12 protein-coding genes are annotated in these 16,432 nt (G+C 56.0%); 8 read left to right on the forward strand and 4 right to left on the reverse strand.

Annotation, left to right across the window (positions count from 1 at the left end; genetic code table 11):
• Positions 1-14 precede the first annotated feature (14 nt).
• Positions 15-1,904 (reverse strand): sulfatase family protein, encoded by a 1,890-nt coding sequence (locus Fuma_RS16530; protein WP_077025101.1) that lies wholly within the window; start codon positions 1,902-1,904, stop codon positions 15-17.
• A 209-nt stretch (positions 1,905-2,113) separates the two neighbouring features.
• Here Fuma_RS16530 and Fuma_RS16535 point away from each other — a divergent pair, with 209 nt between their 5' ends.
• The 8 genes from Fuma_RS16535 (at position 2,114) to Fuma_RS36435 (ending at position 13,465) form a co-directional block, all read left to right on the forward strand.
• The gene (locus Fuma_RS16535; RefSeq protein WP_083732102.1) at positions 2,114-3,283 is read left to right on the forward strand and encodes a lactonase family protein; all 1,170 of its coding nucleotides are present in this window, start codon (positions 2,114-2,116) and stop codon (positions 3,281-3,283) included.
• Between the two features lie 15 nt (positions 3,284-3,298).
• Positions 3,299-4,984, forward strand: coding sequence for a serine/threonine protein kinase (locus Fuma_RS16540; protein ID WP_077025102.1), 1,686 nt, complete (start codon positions 3,299-3,301; stop codon positions 4,982-4,984).
• Between the two features lie 62 nt (positions 4,985-5,046).
• On the forward strand, positions 5,047-6,372 hold the full coding sequence (locus Fuma_RS16545; RefSeq protein WP_077025103.1) for a carbon-nitrogen hydrolase family protein: 1,326 nt from the start codon (positions 5,047-5,049) through the stop codon (positions 6,370-6,372).
• A gap of 239 nt (positions 6,373-6,611) precedes the next feature.
• Entirely contained in the window at positions 6,612-8,573 is a 1,962-nt protein-coding gene (locus tag Fuma_RS16550) for an RDD family protein (protein ID WP_077025104.1), read from the forward strand.
• Positions 8,574-8,735: 162 nt separating this feature from the next.
• Entirely contained in the window at positions 8,736-10,826 is a 2,091-nt protein-coding gene (locus tag Fuma_RS16555; protein ID WP_077025105.1) for an O-linked N-acetylglucosamine transferase, SPINDLY family protein, read from the forward strand.
• A 274-nt stretch (positions 10,827-11,100) separates the two neighbouring features.
• On the forward strand, positions 11,101-12,330 hold the full coding sequence (locus Fuma_RS16565) for a DegT/DnrJ/EryC1/StrS family aminotransferase (protein WP_077025107.1): 1,230 nt from the start codon (positions 11,101-11,103) through the stop codon (positions 12,328-12,330).
• A 47-nt stretch (positions 12,331-12,377) separates the two neighbouring features.
• Positions 12,378-13,208 (forward strand): sulfotransferase family protein, encoded by an 831-nt coding sequence (locus Fuma_RS16570; RefSeq protein ID WP_077025108.1) that lies wholly within the window; start codon positions 12,378-12,380, stop codon positions 13,206-13,208.
• A gap of 122 nt (positions 13,209-13,330) precedes the next feature.
• Positions 13,331-13,465, forward strand: a complete 135-nt coding sequence (locus Fuma_RS36435; protein WP_257787799.1) for a hypothetical protein — start codon at positions 13,331-13,333, stop codon at positions 13,463-13,465.
• A 482-nt stretch (positions 13,466-13,947) separates the two neighbouring features.
• Here Fuma_RS36435 and Fuma_RS16575 read toward each other — a convergent pair whose 3' ends face one another.
• From Fuma_RS16575 to Fuma_RS16585, 3 genes are read right to left on the reverse strand one after another with little or no spacing between them, the layout of a single operon-like run.
• Positions 13,948-14,913 carry a sigma-54 interaction domain-containing protein gene (locus tag Fuma_RS16575; protein WP_077025109.1) on the reverse strand — a complete coding sequence of 322 codons (966 nt, stop codon included), beginning with the start codon at positions 14,911-14,913 and terminating at the stop codon, positions 13,948-13,950.
• Between the two features lie 6 nt (positions 14,914-14,919).
• Positions 14,920-15,294: a hypothetical protein gene (locus tag Fuma_RS16580; RefSeq protein ID WP_077025110.1), complete on the reverse strand. Its 375-nt coding sequence runs from the start codon at positions 15,292-15,294 to the stop codon at positions 14,920-14,922.
• A gap of 52 nt (positions 15,295-15,346) precedes the next feature.
• Complete coding sequence (locus Fuma_RS16585) at positions 15,347-16,300, reverse strand: hypothetical protein (protein ID WP_145944215.1); 954 nt, start codon at positions 16,298-16,300, stop codon at positions 15,347-15,349.
• Positions 16,301-16,432: the final 132 nt, after the last annotated feature.

Here is a 16,432-nt window from a genome sequence, read left to right on the forward strand (position 1 = left end):
TGAAGCAGGCAACTCTACAGGGACTGCAGCAGGTGATCGGCCACATTCCTGATGTTGGCGTTCTTCGATGCTTTCCGCAGCGATTCGACTTCCGCCTTCGCTTCTGCAGCAGCGGCTCCGATTTCGTCCAGCTCAATCAACGCGGCATGCCGCACGAATTCGCTGGCAGATTTCAGGTGCTCTCGCAGCGTCGTCACAGCCAGGGCAGTGCTGCCGAACTTGTGTAGCCCACGAGCGCCGGCGATGCTGACGGAGGGTGACTTATCGGCCGCCGCCGATGCAATCTTTGCCTTCGCTTCTTCGCTCGCAGCTGCGATATTGGTCAGCCCGGTCACACCCCACCAGCGGATGGCGGCGTCGTCATCGTCGGTGGCAAGAATGAATTGCCCGGCAGCGGCCTCCACTGCGGACGTATCGTTCAGATCGACGCTGTTCGCCCGCTTTGCAAGTTCCAGCAAGCGTTTGGTCCGTTCGAGTCCCGCATCGCCGTTGTGCAGAATGGCCCAGCGACTGCCAGCCGTTTGTTCTTCTTCGTCGAGAATGATCTCGGGAATCAAATGAGCGTCTCGCATGTCAAGTTGCCAACGATCGCATTCCTTGCTCAGCCGCGACAGCGTGTCCGCATAGGCCGGGTCGGCGGCAAGATTCTTCAGTTCCCATGGATCGGTTTTGATGTCATAGAGTTCTTCGTATGGCCGAGTTGGGTTCAGAAACTGAGCAGACTCAGCGTGAAGTTCGCCGCTGGCGTTCAGACGTCGCATTTCCTTCCGCACAACGCTGGTTTCGGCATACTGAATATGCTGCAACGCGGGCCGCCAGGTGTTGAAGTTGCGAAGGTAGCGGAACCTCCCGTCTCGCACAGAACGCACCATGTCAAAGCGTTCGTCAATGCGATCGCGAGCTCCATGAATGTAGTCACGGGCCTTCGGCAGATCCTTGCCCAGAAACGGCTGGCCATACATATTGTCCGGCACTTTGATGCCTGCCAGATTCAAAACGGTCGGGCCCAGATCGATGAGATTGATCAGCTGGTCGCTCACGCTGCCTGGAGCCGCCTGCCCGTCCACGCGCCATTTCTCTGGTACTCGCGCAATCATTGGCACCAGGGTCCCGCTGTCGTACAGCCATCGTTTGGCTCGAGGAAATCCGTTGCCGTGGTCGGACCAATAAATCACGATCGTGTCTTCCGCCAGGCCCGCGTCTTCAATTTCCTTCAGGTATTTTCCTGCGGTCTCATCCATCACCATGATGATGTCCAGCAGCCGTGCATGAGCGGCCCGCACATCGGGCGTGTCGGGGTACAACGGCGAAACTTTGATCTTCGAAGGATCATGCAGCTTGTCTGGCGGCACGTTCTTCACAACGCCTTTCCAGTTGTCCGGCCAGATCCGACTTTCGTGAGTCATCGTCATGTTGAAGACGGCAAAGAACGGCTGCTTTGGGTCCTGGCGATTCTTCCAATGAGCATTCTTTGACGATTCGTCCCACACGCTGTCTTTGTTTCGTTCCCAGCGCAGGTTGTAATCCGTCTTGGAATTGTTCGTGCAGTAGTAGCCCGCATCTTTCAGGTAGCTTGGAAACAGCTTGATCTGTGGCGGCAGACTCGCCTTCGATCGCATGTGGTTGGCTCCCAACCCCGGCGGGTACATGCCAGTAATGATCCCCGTGCGACAAGGTGCACACACGCCGTGGCAGGTGAACGCCTGAGTGTACCTCACGCCCTGTTTTGCAAATGCGTCCAGGTGAGGCGTGGTGGCATTGGGATCGCCGTAACAGCCGAGGTGCGAACTAATGTCCTCGCAACTGATCCAGACGATGTTTGGACGATCCGCCGCCTGCGCCGCTTGACCGAAGATCGCAGCCAGAGGGACAAGGCACAGCACAGCAATGTGCAAACGACGCATAGCAGCTCACTTTCTGAGGACGTAAATAACAAAACGATCATTACGCCATCATGGCGTCACGTTCGAGTTTGTTCAAGCTGCCGAATCACCTTGACCTTCAATTGGACGACGCGGGCCGACGATTCGCTTTTCTTCACCCCGACTTTCCGCCATTATGTCGACAGTGCGACGTTTTTTAGAACCTCAATCGAAGTTTCAGGAGTCCGTTCGTGATCTTGTTCCACAAATATCTGCCAGCGCTGGTTGCCGTTGCATTTTTGCTGCCGGTTACCGAAGCGAATGAGCCGATCGCAGTCGCTCAAAAGAACGATGTCATCGATGTTTGGCTGGGCACCAGTAGCCGCCAGCCGAGCAAGGGGATTTATCACTGCACGCTGAACACGGCCAATGGCAAGCTCACTGACCCGACGCTGGTCGCCGAAATTTCCGGCCCTGGCTTCCTTGCGATGCACCCCAAACTGCCACGGCTGTACGCCGTTGGTGGTGTCGACGGAAAGGCATCCATTGCGGCGTACGCGATCGAAGGCAAGTTAAAGAATGCGTCGCTGAAGTTTCTGAACGCCGTAGAAATCGGCGATGGCGGCGCCGCTCACGTTGCCGTCGATCCAACCGGACAAACCATTCTTACAGCGCAATACGGCGGCGGGTCGACAGCGGTCTTCTCACTCAACAAAGATGGATCGCTGAATGAGCGCACTCAGCTGATTGATCATGAAGGTGCGTCCGACACCGTGCCCGGTCGGCAGACGAAGTCGCATGCACACTGGGCGGGTTTTTCACCTGACAACAGATTCGCCTTCGTGCCGGACCTGGGTCTGGACAAAGTTGTGATCTACAAATCAGATGCGGCCGCTTCAAAAATTGAACCGCACGGCTTCGCCGAAATCGCTCCCGGCGGCGGCCCTCGGCACATGAAATTTCACACCAACGGTAAGTGGGCTTACGTGCTGCATGAACTCGACTTAAAAGTCACCGTGTTCGACTATGACGCAGACGCCGGAACGATGACGGCAAAACAAACGATCGAAACCGTCCCGCGAGACGAACTGGCGAAGGAAGACGCCAAGAGCTGTTCGGAAATTCGCGTGCATCCATCCGGTAAATTTGTCTACGCGGCCAATCGAGGTCACGATACGGTGACCGCCTTCAAAGTCGATCAGCAAACCGGCAAGCTGGAACTGATCGAACGCGAAAACGTGCGAGGAGCGACACCGCGTAATTTCAACATTGATCCCAGCGGTCAATGGTTGCTTGCGGCTGGTCAGGATTCTCACACACTGGCATCGTTTGCGGTCGATCAGGACACTGGCGAACTGAAGTATAATCGCAGCGTCGTGCTGGCACCTTCGTGCATCTGCGTGTTGTTTGGACACGAATAGAAAGCGGTAACGTTCATGCATCCGGACAGGATCGGCCCGTATTTGATCGACAGGAAGATCGGTTCCGGCGGCATGGGGAATGTGTACCTCGGTACTCATGAAACCACCGGCGAACAGGTTGCCGTCAAAGTTCTTCCCGCGTCCATGGCGCGGGAAGAAGGATTTGTGAATCGCTTCTCGCGCGAAATCGAAGCGTTGCGAAAGGTGAGTCATCAAAACATCGTCCAGATCTACGAAGACGGTCAGACGGACGACGGCAGCTATTATTTTTCGATGGAATACGTCGACGGCGAAACGCTGACTTCCATCGTGACACAGCAAAAGAAAATTCCGTGGCCGGAGGTCATCGACTTAAGTCTTCAGATTGCATCAGCGCTAAAAGCCGCCCATAACGAAGGCATTGTGCATCGCGATTTGAAGCCGTCCAACCTGATGGTCACGGACGACGGAACCGTGAAACTGGCAGACTTCGGCGTCGCTCACGTGTTTGCCACCACCCGGTTAACTCGCACCGGTGGAGTCGTCGGGACGGCCGAATACATGTCCCCCGAACAGTCACGAGGACAGCGGGCCACCAAGCTTAGCGACATGTATTCGTTGGGGGCGGTCATGTATGTGATGCTGACCGGTCGACCTCCGTTTACCGGCCAGACCGCAGGCGACATTCTTCACAAACACCAGTACGCTCAATGCGACAAGCCCGGTCGTTACGTCCCGGAGATCCCTCGGCTGCTGGAAGACTTCGTATGCAAGCTGCTGGAAAAGAGGCCGGAAAATCGCATCCCGGACGCGTTTGTGGCCATTCGCCAGTTGACGAATATCCGTTCAAGAATTGAATTCGAACAGCAGCAGAAATCACAAACGGCGACCGCGGCGGCGAGTCCCAGGCCTGACTTAACGTCTCCTGTTGCTGCCGACAGAACTCAGGGCAGTCACGACGATGCGTCACGGTACCTGCCCGGCCCGGCGACCATGGTGCGCGACGCCATTCGCGACGACATTCAGGCGTCGTTGAAGAAGTCGCCGCTCGCTCAGTTTTTTGACAACACGTTTGTGTTGATCACTTTGCTGTGCCTCGTGATCGCTGCCGGCTTTTACTTTTCAACCACGACAACTCCAGACCCAAGTGAGAACTTCGCGCGAGCCAAGGAGATTATGGAAAACGAACCCAGCGCCGCGTGGTTGCGAATTCGCGATGACGTGCTTCAGCCGTTGTTGGCGTCCGGTGACCTGGAAGACAAACGCGAGCAAATGCAGCAGTGGGTGCAGATGGCGGATCAGTATGAATTCTGCCGCAAACTTCAAATCGCGACCCCGTCAGACGGTTCCAGTCAGTCTGAACTGCATCGGCTGATCGCGTTCGCTTTTGAAACTTACACGGACGGCCGAGTTTCCGACGCAACAGAACAGTTGCACGCGATACAAAACTTACTGACCGACGACGACGTGTACCTGCGTGATTTTTTACGATCGACGCTGCAGGAATGGGAAGCAGACCACAGCAATACCGGTCGCCGCGAGCTTGTTCGACGAATTATCGATCAGGCACAATCCGCCATCGATGGCGACGGCGATCCACAGCAGGCAGCTGACGCCCTGCAATCAGTCCTCGTCCTGTTTAACGACGATCGGTTTCTGCAAAAGGAACTCGACACCTGCCGGTCGCTTCTGGAGACACTTTCTGTTCAGGCTCAGGAATAGCGGCCGCACAAATAGCCAGGTAGCAAACCGATTGCACACATCATTCTCACCGGACATTTCTCATGAATACGTTTCGACTGTTTGTGTTACCTGCCACTTTAATCACCTGTGTCATCGCGTCCACAACGTTTGCTGCCGATGTTGACTGGCAACCTGACGCGCCGCGCGACGAAATTCGGCCAATCTTTGAAAAACGCGCTGATGGAACGTTGGCTTTGAAAGCCGACGACCGAACGGGCGTCATTGGCTGGTGGTCGACAACAATGCCCGTCGAGCCGGGTCTGCACTACCGCTTTAGCGTGCGACGCAAAGCAACGGGAATGGATGCCGAACAGGCTCGACAAGCAGCGACCGTTCGCTTGCTGTGGCAGGACAACAAGGGCAACCGCGTCGTGCGTGATGAGCCGACCTTCGCATCATACCGCCCGGGCACACCTCCACGAGCGGAACCGGAATTCCCAGCGGACATCGACATGGACGGCGACTCAGCAATCGTCGCTGGCGTCTACAAAGTGCCGAAGGCGGCAAGTCAGGTGAAGGTCGAATTGCAGTTTCGTTGGGGGCCACCGAATTCACAGGTCGAATGGTCGGACGTGCGTTTCGAACAGGTCGATCCGCCAACGCCAAGACTCGTCAAAATTGCCGCTATCCATCATCAGCCGCGTGCAGGAAAGACGGCTGCGGAAAAGCGAGAACAGTTCGAGCCGCTGATTGCGGATGCGGCAAAGCAGGGAGCTGACCTGATTGTACTGCCGGAAACTCTGACGGTTTACGGCTCTGGCTCAACATATGCCGATTGCGCAGAACCGATTCCCGGCCCGTCTACGGAATTCTTCGGCCGCCTTGCTAAGCAATATGACACTCACATCGTGGCGGGCCTGATGGAACGCGACCAGCATCTGATTTACAACGTCGCCGTGCTTCTGGGACCGGACGGTAAGATTATCGGCAAGTATCGGAAGGTCACTTTGCCGCGTGGCGAAGTCGAAGGCGGAATAACGCCGGGCAACGAATACCCCGTTTTCGAAACGTCGTTTGGAAAAGTGGGCATGATGATTTGTTACGACGGGTTCTTCCCGGAAGTCGCGAGGGAACTCACGAAGAACGGTGCGGAGATCATTGCGTGGCCAGTGTGGGGCTGCAATCCGATGCTCGGAGCCGCTCGTGCGTGTGAGAACCATGTATACGTCGCCAGCAGCACCTACACAGACGCCGCCAACAATTGGATGATCACCGGCATCTACGGACACGATGGCACCGTGCTGGCTCAAGCCAAAAAATGGGGCACATCGGCCATCACGGAAGTCGACCTCAACAAGCCGCTGTACTGGCACAGCCTCGGCGACTTTCAGGCCCAAATCGAACGTCACCGCCCGCTAGCGCACTGAAGTCAGCATGGAAGGTCTGTCGAACAAACAGTTTGACAATTGGCTTTCTACTTGCCCGCTCTTGCTGTTCCTAATCCGGTTATGTCGACGATGCGGTTGTGTTTCACGATCGCAGCAACGGAAACTCGATTTTCCGGTTCAACGGGCGGGCATTGCGGTGTCCGGGAATGCAATTCGGTGCTCCGTGAGGTAATAATTCGAAGACTCGAAAGTTCATCGAAGCCCAGAGACTTAGAATTATGCCGATCAAGGTTCGTTGCAAAGAATGCAGCACGGTAATGGCGGTGCCGGATAAGGCCGCCGGCCGCGCAGTCAAATGCAAATCGTGCGGTGGCCGAGTGCCCGTGCCGAATCCCGCCGCACGGAAGGCGAAAGCCAGTCGCTCAGCACAGGGCGCCGCAGGCAGTGAGGCAGCGAAAAGTCGTCCGGCCAAGAAACGCCCCGTAAAAAAACGGCGTCCACGCCCGGCTGCGGAACCGTCGTTTGACGACTTCGGCGATTCAGACGATCTGTTCGGTGGCCTGGACCTGGGCCGCGCAGAGCATGCGGATCAGCGAGTCTGCCCGGGCTGTGCGTCGCCCGTCGACGAAGACGATATCGAGTGCCCAAAATGCGGCGTGAATATCGAAACCGGTGCGCTAAGCGAAAAGCAGCGTGTCCGCATTGCACGAAAAGGGCCGCCACCAGAAGAATTCTACAGCAAAGCGTTGCCCAACGCGTGGAAGTTTCTGATGAACCACAAGAGCTGGGCCGTGAAGACAGGGCTGAACTGGGGCATCTCAGTCGCCATGGTCATTCTGGCGGCGTTCGTGCTGAATTGGTACATCGATGGGCGTATCAGAGAACTGGTCGATACGGCGGAAGGCCCAGTCGAGATCACAGATTCGTACGTCCTTATTAAACCCACCGACAATGGAGACATCCTGTACGACGGCGTCAAATACGGAACCGGGTCGACTCGGCTGGACGCCAACAAGCAACTGATTCTGCCGCCACCACGAATCGCCGCGATGACCTCGCCGCCAGCGATCTTCTGGACTTTCATCTTCGTAATCTTCACGCTGGGCTGCGGCGGTTGGGCATGGACACTGGCCGACAAGATCGTTCACCTCACGATGTCCGGCGAAAAGAAGATTAAACGCTTTGCGGGCGATATGTTCGGCAATATGACCAAAGGGTTCACAACAATCTTTTGGCCAATTGTGCTGATGTATCCTGTGATCTGGATCCCTGTCGCAATGCACTTTTCCGGCGTTGGCGATGTTGCCTGCATTGCAACCTTTGCCACCCTGATGCTGATTCCGTATATGGTGTTTCTGGCTCCGGCGATGGTGCATATGTCGCAGCCATATACCTATCGCGCGTGGTTGATTAACTGGATGGCGAAGGACTGGGTCAACACGCTCGTGCCCAGCATGTATGTCTCCGTTCTGTTTTTCTTTCTGGTGCTGATGATCCCGTTGGGAATTGCAATCGGAATCGCTGTCGGCTGGAACCAGTTTACAGACTTCTACACCAACCAAATTGAACTCCCGGCACTAAACGCGATGTTTGGCTACACCGCTGAAGATGCGGATTCAAGCTGGATGTTCGCGTTCACACGAATGCCGTTGCTGTTCACAGTTGCAGCGCTGACCTGCACGACGCTTGGAATGCTGCTGGCGTTTCCGTCGATCTTGATGATGCGAGTCTTCGGGCTATTCGGTTTGTATTTTAAGCCGGACCTCTCATTGTGTGCTGAACAAACACCGCTGGCTCCGGCCGGTTTTGGACCGCGTTTTCTGGCGATCCAGGTGGATCTTATCATTTCCGCAGGCATTGGGTTGGCGTGCTATCTGGGCTCTGGCTACGCGGCGGGCCTGGTCGGCCATCTGTACAATTCGCCGCAGATCGCTGCGATCGCCCGTTGGGTGATCTTCGGCGGGGCGCTGGCCGGGATATTGGGATTCTACTTTTCCCGATGGGAATCCGGGGCGGGCCGAGCGACTCTTGGAAAATGGACGTTCGGCATGATCGTGTTGAGGGACAACAATGAACCGATGGACACGAACCTCGCTTTGAAACGAGCGGCGGCGTCACTTATTTCCGTCCTGTCGTTAGGCATGACTTTCATCATGTGTGCCTTCCACCCGGAGCATCGAGCAGTGCATGACACCTTAACCAAGACCAAGGTTGTCTGGCGCGGGGACGAAAATCTGTAGGATCAGTGATGGCGGTGTAATGCGTGCCCCGGCATCACCGCCAGACCGGGCAATAACCCGCAGTTCTGTAGAAAGCGAAGATCCTGAAACGCGGTTTGCCGATCTGTTCTGAATGGTCACGCAGTTTAGCGCGACTTTGTCAGTATAGCGGGGCAACAGTACATGTCGGCGGTCGCGAACAGGAATGCAGACAAACTGAGTGATGCGATCGCCTGTCACCAGGCAGGTGATCTGCCGACGGCTCTGCGGGCTTATTCCGAAATTCTTGCCTCCGACCCCCGCAACGCTGACGCCTGGCACCTGTCTGGCCTCGCATCAAACGCGCTGGGCGATTTTGCCAACGGCGAACAGTTGATTCGTCGAGCCATCGAGCTGAAGCCCACAGAAAATGTCTACCAGTCCAACCTCGCAGCTGTCCTGTTAAAGCAGAAACGCCACGAAGAGGCCGAAACACTGTGTCGCAACGTGCTGCGGCAGGACAGCAAACATGCCCGGGCGCTCAATCACCTTGGGACAGCCCTCCGGCAGCAGCGGCGTTATCAGGAATCGCTGGAGGTGTTTCGCCGGGGTGTGGAAGTCGACGCCTCGGCGAAAACACTATGCAATCTCAGTGCGGCCCTGATTGACGCTGGACAGCTGCCGGAAGCAATCAACACATTGCTGAAGGCTCGCAATTTGGCTCCAGAACAGCCGCAGGTTCATCTCAATCTCGGCTCGGCTTATCGGCTACAGGGACAACATTCGGAAGCTGCCGCAGCTTTTCAGGAGGCCGAAAGACTGTCGCCCGATTGCGCCGAACTGCACGTGAACAAAGGCAATCTGTTGCAGGAAACCGGCAAAGTCACTGAGGCCATTACCAGCTTTCAACGAGCTATTGCAATCGATGCATCGTTGCCGACCGCCGCAGCCGGTCTGGGGAGGTCGTTGCAGCAGATTGGTTGTTGGGCAGAAGGCCTGGAAGCAACTCGCCTTGCTGCCCAGCTCGCACCCGAATCACAAAAGTTCCAAAGCTGCTATTTGTATGCAGCCACGCTAAGTCCGCTGCTGTCCATCGAACAGGTTGTCCAGGAACATGCAGCATGGGGGCAGCGTATCGAAGCCGTAGCACCAATGTGCGATATTCGCACGGACCTTGCGGCCGACAAGACCCTGCGTATCGGATATGTCTCTCCGGATATTCACGATCATGCCACAATGCGATACATGCTGCCGCTATTGGAATCTCACAACAGGACAGAATTTGAGATCTACTGCTATTCAGAAACGACCAGCGAAGACTACGTGACAGAAGCCGCCAAGAACACTGTGGACGGCTGGTGCAGGACACGAAACCTGACAGACAAAGAGTTCGCAACACGCATTCAAAGTGATCACATCGACATACTCGTGGATCTGGCAGGGCACACGGCTAACAACCGACTGCCGGTATTTGCAAGAAAGCCGGCGCCGGTGCAGGTGTCCTTTCTGGGGTATCCCACCACAACCGGCCTGACACGCATTGACTACTTCCTGACCGATGCCGCGCGAGAACCCGTTTCCCCGGAACTGTTCTTCACGGAAACCCCGTTGTTTCTTCCTCACGGAGCCGCCTGCTATTCCGCGCCGGAGCAGATTGACGTCGTACCGCCGCCTTGTATCGAAAGCGGGCGTATCACATTGGGCTCAACCCATCGCATAGAAAAAATTTCGCCACAGACACTGAAGGTTTGGGCGACTGTCATGAGCCTGTTGCCCACGGCTCGCCTGCTGATTTTTCGCGACGTGCTCAAAGGCGAATCACTACGCCGTAAGTTGCGTCAGCAGTTAGGTGCAGCAGGTATCGACCTCGATCGTGTATCGTTCGAGTGGGTACTTCCTTCCCCGTACATGCAAGTCTATTCGAACTTCGACATTATGCTTGACGTGTTCCCGTGGGGCAGCGGGACGATAGCCTACGACGCAATGTTTATGGGTGTTCCCATTCCAACCATCTCTGGCGATCGAGGTGGCGCCCGCACAACGACATCTCTAATGCACCACTGCGGATTTCCGGAACTAGCAGCCAACGGCGTAGACGAATACCTGAACGTGATTTGCCAACTGGCTCGCGATGAGGCGCGGCTGGTGAAGCTTCGCCAGCAAATTCGCTCGGCCATGCAGAACACAGTCTGTAACGGCCGGCGTTTCGCAAACGACATAGAACAGGCGTACCGCCAGATGTGGCACAAATATATCGACCAGCACAACGACATTAGCGGTCAGGAAACACTGTGACGCCTCCATCCACGACCATGATGAAATTCACACTTGCGGGGTCAGCACTTCTGCCGGGCCCGAGCATGCCAGACGCCACGAGTGTCACGGCGTGTACTATCACGGCGGCGTTGCTGCACAACTCGCAAACGCTGCGGGCCATCAACCGTATTCGACACAGGCTGCAACTATTCTGGTGCGCCAGAATAGTGACCAGACGCGGAGTGAACGTAGCGTGTCCCCTTGAACTGACGCCCGATCAGCAAAGCCGAGTGCAGCAACATGGAGACGCATCTTGAAGAAACACTTCAGCGACCTTGCCTTATTTGGTGGACCTGCGTCATTCGCTACCCCATTAATTGTCGGCCGACCTTACATGCCGGATCGAACTTCGCTGATGCGAAGAATCGAATCTGTTCTCGATAGCGGCTGGCTGTCCAACGGCGGTCCGATGGTTGACGAACTAGAAACCAAAGTTGCTCAACGGCTAACAGCAAAACACGTTGTCGCAGTATGCAACGGCACTGTAGCATTGCAGGTGATGGCCAAAGCCTGCGGGTTGGCTGGCGAAGTGATCGTCCCATCAATGACATTCGTTGCTACGCCCCACGCGATGCAGTGGATCGGCCTGACGCCGGTTTTCGCGGATGTCACGCATGCCGATCATACGCTCGACCCGGAGTCAGTAGAGCGCTGCATTACGCCACGGACGTCGGCGATTCTGGCGGTCCATTTGTGGGGTAATCCGTGCCACGTCAAACAGTTGCAACAGGTCGCTGACCGCAACGGATTGAAACTTCTGTTCGATGCAAGCCACGCCTTCGGGTGTGACTGTCAAAACAGACCGATCGGCAACTTTGGTCTGGCGGAAGCCATTAGTTTCCACGCTACGAAGGTGATGCACGCGGCTGAAGGAGGTGTGATTGTCACGAATGATGACACCGTTGCTGAACGATGCCGCCTGATGCGAAATTTCGGCATCACCGATCTCACGAGTATCGACAGCGCCGGAACAAACGCCAAGATGAACGAACTCTGCGCCGCAGCTGGTTTGACTTCACTGGAATCGATCGATGATGTAATCCAGCACAATCAACAAAATATGCAAGCGTATCGCAAGGCCATCAGCGGCGTCCGAGGGCTCCGATTGGCAGTGCCACCATCTTCGGAACGTCGCAATAGCCAATACGTTGTCGTGGAGGTAAATCAGCAGGAATTTGGCCTCAATCGAGATGGCCTGCTGCAGGTTCTAAGAGCGGAAGGTGTCTTTGCTCGATCATACTTCCAGCCCGGCTGCCACAATGCTGCCCCGTATGCAGGGCAGGCAGGCCATCAACCTGTGCCGATGCCGGTAACAGAACGGCTGCTTCATAACGTGCTGCAGCTACCGACAGGACCAGCCGTGACGAAAAACGATATTAGACGGATTGGACAACTACTGGAGACTGTACATCAGCATGCGGGCGCCGTGTTGGAGCGCGTCGCTAACGATGATCGCCTGGGATTGGTTCCGGACGCGGCGTAGCGCCTCCGTATCTTCGCAACATATTCTCCCGCAATTTGGAGCTAAGAATGACATATATCTTTGTTGGAGGTAGCCAAAGGAGCGGTACCTCCATCGCGCAGCAAATGCTTTGTCAGTTGCCTGCGGCAAATCCGTATCTTCACGAGGCCAGTTTCCTGCGTAGTCTGGTGCAGTGTTATGTTGACGCCAGAACAAACTATGACCGAAACGAACACTGCTATTTTGATTCAGTGCAGGAACTTCGAAACTTTCAGTCTGGCGTCGTACACGCATTTTTAGAAGGCCTGACGCAACGACTCAGCAAACCGCTCCACCTGATCCTGAAGGAACCTCATCTCACGATTCTCTGGCCGTTTTTGTTTGAATTAGTTCCGGAAGCAAAGTTTCTTTTGATGGTACGGGATCCGCGAGACGTAATCGCGTCCATGATCACCGTCGGTGAAAAACTGAAGAGGCTGGGGCAGCAATACCTATTTGTTGATCGCGACATTCCGTCATTGTGTGCCCATTTCCTCTCGTTTTATCAACCAGCATTTGCTGTCAAGTCGTCTGAATTCCGACGCCAACTGGGCGTCGTCCACTACGAAGAACTGGTGACAGATCCACAGCAAACACTTGTCGACATCACAAAGTTCACTGGTGTCGGATTCGACCAGATTGATCTAGATGCACCACTGCGGCCAGGAATGGTGAAGACCGAAGAATTTAAAAAGAGCAATTTCTTCTCTCCATGGACAACTGAATTGAGCGGTCTGAACCCATCGAAGACCAGAATCGGCAACCACGTCAACGTGCTAACGCCAGTTGAGACCGCCCTGGTCGAATACCACTGCGCCGATTTCTTCGAGTGGTTTGGCTATCGCCGTAGTGCTGCCTAGACGCTGACAAATCACAAGGTCAACGAAGAGTGCTGCAGCACCTGTCGGCTCCTGAGACAGGGAACACGCCCCTATTTCACATTCAAGCGTACTGGAAACGCAAGGGTGACTCTCCCTAGGGAATGGCCGGCTCCAATGCGTCTGACACGGTGCGCCAGTACAACGTGATGCTGGACTTCCTACAACAGACAATCACTCTGCTGTTTCGCCACTGCGAAGGTGGAATCGCGTTCAATACGATGAGTAAGAACCCCTAACAAAACCTGTGTGGCCGCGTTGTGACGACAGTGGTCGAGATGCAAGGAAAAGTGACGAGGCGACAGATGTCGTCGAGGAGCGCTGACGCCGCAGATCGGCTGCTGTCGTCACAACCCTCCGGGCCGCTTGTGGTTGCGCCTCAGGCGGCGTCGTTCGTCGTCGACGACGTTTGTCGCCTCCTCCTCACTTCTTGCCTGAAACGAAACCACAAACGTCGCGGCTCTCACAGGTTTTGTTTGGGGTTCTAAGCATGTCGACTGGGAGCGCGATGACCTGTTCCATTTGCCGCTGGAAATGCTCACCACATTTCTCTGCCGCGATGTTAGCCGACACTTCGTCATTCGCAACGACTACGGCTTTTATGAATACACGACGTATGTGTAGCGTCAGGCAAACTGTCCGGAAGCATGAGTCCGCGTGTGGCTGCTCGTAGAGTAACCGCGGCTTGGCCTTGCGTCTGGTTATCTGGTTAGGCCACTGCCTACGCGGCTCGACTGGTCGGGCCAGATTGATACTCAGCCAGCTTGTTGCGGAGTGTGCGAGCGGTGACGCCCAGCGAATCGGCGGCCTGAGCCTTGTTGCCAGCGAACTGCTGCAGCCGGTCTTCGATGACCAGCCGTTCGATCTCGCGCATCTGCAGTTCACGCGGGACATCGGGAAGCGGCGTCTGATGAAACGGCAATGTTGGCGGCACGTCGTCGTTGAGGTCACGAATGACGCCGCCGTCTGCGCAAAAGGACGCTCGCAGGACGGCATTGCGAAGCTGACGAGCGTTGCCGGGCCATGGATGCGACTGCAGCTGTCTGACAGCTTCGGGGCCAAACGTCGTCGGCTGCAGCGAGGCGCTGGAGTCGTCGGACGCCTCGATGCAGTCCTCCAAAAAATGGACCGCCAGCGGCAAAATGTCGTCGGGGCGTTCTCGCAGCGGACAAATGGTCAGCTTCAGCGCTTCCAGACGAAAGTACAAATCTTCGCGAAACCTCTTGTGGCGAACCTCCGCGACAAGGTCGCGATTTGTGGCCACCAGGATCCGAGCTCGCGACGGGACAGGTTCAAAACTGCCGACTCGGTGAAACTCTTTTTCTTCGAGGACTCGCAACAGCCGCGCCTGCACGGGCGCTGGTAGCTCACCAACTTCGTCCAGGAACAACGTCCCGCCGGCGGCCGCTTCGAAGCAACCGATGCGTCGCGAATCGGCCCCCGTGAACGCTCCTTTTTCGTGACCGAACAACGCACTGTCGACCAGCGGCTCGTGGAATGCCGCACAGTTGATGCGAACAAAGGGCTGGTCACGTCGAGGGCTGTGCGCGTGAATAAATTCGGCCAGTCGTTCCTTACCGGTACCGCTTTCGCCCTGAATGCAAACCGTGTGGCTTGATTGCGCATAGCGTCGGGCGAGCTGCAACAGCCGTGTCATAAACTCTGATTGAAAGATGAGGCGTGACAAGCAACGTTATCCCGTTCGCATCGACCGCTGATAGGCCTTGTGCATCGAATGCCGTGTGACGTCGATGTCGAGTTGCGGTTGCAGCCGTTGTTTCATCGCTTCGAAGTCGGACTGCAGGCTGTTGATCTTTTCAAGAAACGTCTTGAGGCGACTTTCCTGGCCGGCCAGCGCCGCTCGCAGAACGGGTGACTGAGGTTGCCCACTGGCTTCATGAGCTGCGGCCGCGAGTTGCACTTCGTTTCCGGACACTCGAATATTGCCAAGGTGCTTTTGCAACGCATTCAGTCCGGTTTGCAGTCCGGATTCGCCCTGCTGCTGCAGCTCGGCGATCACAGCGGTTGCCGCGGCATAACGCTGCTCCTGCCGTTTCAGACATGCCATCAACTCTGTTTCTAACGACGGCACTGCGACTCCGGCCGGGGAACCGCTAAGACTATTCGACTGTTTGTTCATCATACACCTCCGTCAAAGCGTCCAGGATCTTCTGTTGTTTGTTCAGCGTGTTTTCCAGCTCCTGCCGAGCGTCCATGCGGTGCAGCCACCACGTCGACATTTTAGCCAACCAGCCAGCATCTGAACGCCCGGCCAGACGACGGTAGGTTTCCTGAGCTTCCGGCAACTTTTTGAGACGACGGAAACAGGACGCCGTTTGATAGGTGATCCAGAAGCGTTCGCTCACCGGAACTTCTTTCAGATCGACTTGTTGATACATTTCCAAAGCGATCTGCAGTTCGTCCAGAGCATACAAATTGTCGGCCAGTCCCACCCGATCGACCGGCCCTTTCACCAAAGCCTGAGCTGCAAGGCTGTCTGCAAAGACCGACGACGGCTTCGGCGCGATGGTTGGCGGTGAGGCTGATGTGGGGTCCGAATCCAACTCCACTTCGTCTGCTGCGTCGGACTCCGGTGGTTGCGTACCCTGCGGCTCCACATTGGTCGGCGACTCCTGCTGCGTCGTTGGCGGGACTTCCGGAGGTGGAATTTGGACCGTATTCGGAGTGTCCACCGATGGTGGCGGGACGGCGAGACGTTCTTTCAGCCTTTCCAGTTGCAGTTGAAGCTGACGGAACTGAGCGTCTCGTTCTCGCTTGCGCCGGTCAATATGTATCTGCACATCTGACTGCAAACCGTCAGACAAAAAACCGGACGTCGGCTCCTGCGGTAGCGGGGTGTGTTCCGAATCTGCGTCTGCGTCCAGATCTGCAGAAACCGGATGAATGAGCCTCCGTGCTCGTGCCGTGGTTCCTGAAGACACTCGAGGCGGCCCAGCCGGTGGAATCAGTGGCGGATACACATGCGCGGCCCTGCGTGGCTGCGGTGTTTCGCGCAACAGAGCGTTTGACCACGTTTGTGATGTTCCGGCTGAGTTTGCAGGTGAAGAGCTCATTGGCCCATCGGCAGCTTCAACCATCGGCATAGTGAAGACATGGCACACCATCAGCAACATGAACATTGTAGCCCGGAGCAAGACGCGATTCCGGGTGCAGGTCTTTGGTTTAACATTGCGACGAACTTTGAA

The organism is Fuerstiella marisgermanici (genome assembly GCF_001983935.1).
GTDB lineage: Bacteria > Planctomycetota > Planctomycetia > Planctomycetales > Planctomycetaceae > Fuerstiella > Fuerstiella marisgermanici.

Bases quoted from the DNA above. Each gene is read 5' to 3' on its own strand.
- Fuma_RS16530 (WP_077025101.1), bottom strand. From the start codon at position 1,904: ATGCGTCGTTTGCACATTGCTGTGCTGTGCCTTGTCCCTCTGGCTGCG.
- Fuma_RS16540 (WP_077025102.1), top strand. From the start codon at position 3,299: ATGCATCCGGACAGGATCGGCCCGTATTTGATCGACAGGAAGATCGGT.
- Fuma_RS16545 (WP_077025103.1), top strand. From the start codon at position 5,047: ATGAATACGTTTCGACTGTTTGTGTTACCTGCCACTTTAATCACCTGT.
- Fuma_RS16550 (WP_077025104.1), top strand. From the start codon at position 6,612: ATGCCGATCAAGGTTCGTTGCAAAGAATGCAGCACGGTAATGGCGGTG.
- Fuma_RS16555 (WP_077025105.1), top strand. From the start codon at position 8,736: ATGTCGGCGGTCGCGAACAGGAATGCAGACAAACTGAGTGATGCGATC.
- Fuma_RS16570 (WP_077025108.1), top strand. From the start codon at position 12,378: ATGACATATATCTTTGTTGGAGGTAGCCAAAGGAGCGGTACCTCCATC.
- Fuma_RS36435 (WP_257787799.1), top strand. From the start codon at position 13,331: ATGGCCGGCTCCAATGCGTCTGACACGGTGCGCCAGTACAACGTGATG.
- Fuma_RS16580 (WP_077025110.1), bottom strand. From the start codon at position 15,294: ATGGCATGTCTGAAACGGCAGGAGCAGCGTTATGCCGCGGCAACCGCT.
- Fuma_RS16585 (WP_145944215.1), bottom strand. From the start codon at position 16,300: ATGAGCTCTTCACCTGCAAACTCAGCCGGAACATCACAAACGTGGTCA.